Source organism: Kitasatospora sp. NPDC036755 (assembly GCF_040636595.1).
In the GTDB taxonomy this organism is placed as follows: Bacteria; Actinomycetota; Actinomycetes; order Streptomycetales; family Streptomycetaceae; genus Kitasatospora.
Map to the genome: position 1 here is coordinate 1 of NZ_JBEZUT010000598.1, position 2621 is coordinate 2621.

At 72.5% G+C, this 2621-nt stretch carries 2 protein-coding genes; both read right to left on the reverse strand.

Features of this window, described 5'->3' with window-relative positions; genetic code table 11:
- The coding region (locus AB0E96_RS40360) for a glycosyltransferase family 39 protein (protein ID WP_359831732.1) at window positions 1–1050 on the reverse strand (1050 nt) is incomplete at its 3' end.
- 73 nt (window positions 1051–1123) lie between these two features.
- Window positions 1124–2245, reverse strand: a complete 1122-nt coding sequence (locus AB0E96_RS40365; RefSeq protein ID WP_359831734.1) for an alpha/beta hydrolase-fold protein — start codon at window positions 2243–2245, stop codon at window positions 1124–1126.
- Between the last annotated feature and the right edge of the window lie 376 nt (window positions 2246–2621).

Sequence of the window (2621 nt, forward strand, 5' to 3'; positions counted from 1 at the left end):
CCCGGCCTGGCCCTCGCTGGTCAGGTAGTCGCCCAGGAAGATGGAGTTGGCGACGTGCAGGCCGAGCGGCTGCATCGAGCGCAGGTGCACCTCCCCGAAGGTGAGCGAGAGGAAGCTGTTGTCCTGCGAGCCGCCGATGTACGGGCGGGCCGAGGCCGGCATCAGCTCGACGATCGCCACCCACCAGCCGCCCGAGACGACCAGGGCTGCGCCTGCGGCCAGGCTCTGCCGCACCCGCCGCCAGAACCCGGTGGGCGCCGCGACCAGGTAGACCGCCGTGAAGGCGGGCAGGACCAGGAAGGCCGCCAGCGTCTTGGTGAGGAAGGCGAGGCCGAACATCACCCCGGTGAACACCAGCCACCGGGTGCCCGCCGCTTCGAGCGCCCGCACCAGCCCGTACGCGGCCAGCGTCAGCAGCAGCACCAGCAGCGCGTCCGGGTTGTTGAAGCGGAACATCAGCGCCGCGACCGGGGTGAGCGCCAGCGCGGCGCCGGCCAGCAGGGCGCCGAGCGGGGAGAAGCGGCGGCGCACCGTCGCATACAGCACGCCGACGGTGGCCGCGCCCATCAGCGCCTGCGGGGCCAGCACCGACCAGGAGGAGAGGCCGAAGATCCGTGCCGCGAGCGCCATCGGCCACAGCGCGGCCGGCGGCTTGTCGACGGTGATGAAGTTCGCCGCGTCCGAGGAGCCGAAGAAGAAGGCCTTCCAGCTCTGCGAGCCGGCCTGCACGGCGGCCGAGTAGAAGGAGTTGGCCCAGCCGGAGGCGCTCAGGCCCCACAGGTAGAGGACGGCGGTGGCGGCCAGCAGTGCCAGCAGGGCCGGGCGCACCCAGCGGGGGTCGTCCGCGCGCCCGCGCCAGGCGCGGGCCGGGAGGGTGCGCAGCCGGCCGGACCAGGAGGCGGGCCCCACGGGCCCGGCGGGCGGCAGGGGCTGCTCGGGGAAGAGCGGTGCCGGGTCCGGCCGGGCCGGACCCGGCACCTCCGGTGGCGGGAAGTTCGCGGCCTCGGGCCACGGTTCGCCGGCCGGAGGGGTGTAGCTGCTCGTGGTCATGCGCCATACGGTGGGTGGCGCGACTGAGAGAACCGTGAAACGGGGCTGTGAGACGCGTGTGATCCGGGGAACGTCAGGCGGACGGCGGCATGGTGAGGTGCTTGCCCAGCCATTCGAGGGCCGGGGGGATCTCCCGGGTCCAGGTGTGGAAGTTGTGGCCGGCGGTGTCCAGGGTGATGGTGGACATCTTGGTGGGGGCCTTGAAGGCGGCGACCATGGCCTTGGTCTCGTCGCGGTTGTTCTCGTCGTTCGCGGTGGTCAGCAGCAGCGAGACCGGGGCCGGCGGCTGGTTCTGCAGCCGCCACAGCAGGTCGTTCTCCTGCTTCAGCTGGGCGCTGCCGCCGAACAGGTCGCCGGTGGTCGGGTCGTGGGCCGCGCTGTAGTAACCGGAGAGGGCGACCGCCGAGCGGTAGGAGTCGGGCTTGCGCAGCGCGAACTTGAGCGCGCAGTAGCCGCCGGTGGAGTTGCCGATCACCGCCCGGTTGGCCGGGTCGGTGCCGATCCGGTAGGTCGTGGCGAGGGCCTTGGGCAGGTCGGTGGTGAAGAAGGTCTCCACCTGGGGGCCGTTCGGCACGTCCACGCACTCGGTGTCGCGGTCGCCGACCAGGGTGGGGCGGGTCATCACCAGGACGGTCGGCGGCAGCTTCTTCTGCTCGATCGCGTTCAGCGTGGACGCCGGGTACTGCATCAGCGAGATCAGCTTCTCCGGGGTGCCCGGGTACCCGGTGAGCACCAGGGCCATCGGGAAGCGCTGCTTGGCGTAGTCGGGCTGGAAGTACTGCGGCGGCAGGTAGACGTACGCCTCGGTGGTCAGACCGCTGCCGGCCCCTTTGACGTCGACCTTCTGGATCAGGCCGGAGCGCTCCGGGTCGGAGCCCTGGGAGGAGTAGAACTTCTGCTCGCCGGTGACGGCCACGCCGGAGGCGTTGGGCTGGTGGTCGACCACGGTGCCGAGCCCGCCGCTGGTGCCGAGCAGGTCCGTCCAGGAGCTGTAGAAGCCGAAGTAGCTGTTGGCGATCAGGCCCATCGCGGCCAGCACCGACACCTGGGTGGCGAGGAACGCGCCGATCCGTCCCAGCCACGCCTTCCAGCCCTTCCCGCCGAACCGCGGCCAGAGCCACATGGTGGCGGCGAAGACGGCGATCGCGAGGACGGAGGCGATGATCTGGAGCGGGAGTCCGGTGAGACTGAGCACGGGCCCGATCGTAGTTGACCTCCGTGGACGGCTCGGGTCGGCCCCCGGGGCCGGTCCTCCCGGTGGTCGCGGACCCGGGAGAGGGCGGTGGGGCGGCCCCTGGAAGGTGACCGTCGGGTAATGGGTTGACGCGGGTCGATCGTGGTCGGGACCATGTGTGACCGCACGGCCGCGCGGTGTGCGCGGTCCGGCTTGCCGGGGGTGGGGGTCATGGGGTTCATGGGGTCCGAGCGCTTGGTGGGGAGGGCCGGCCTGGCGGCCGGCGCGGCGCTGGTGCTGGCGGCGTGCTCCGGTGGCGGGGGCGGCGGTTCGACGGGTGGTTCGGCGGGCGGTCAGGCCGCGCCGGGGTCGGCGGCGTCGGCGTCCCCCACGCGGC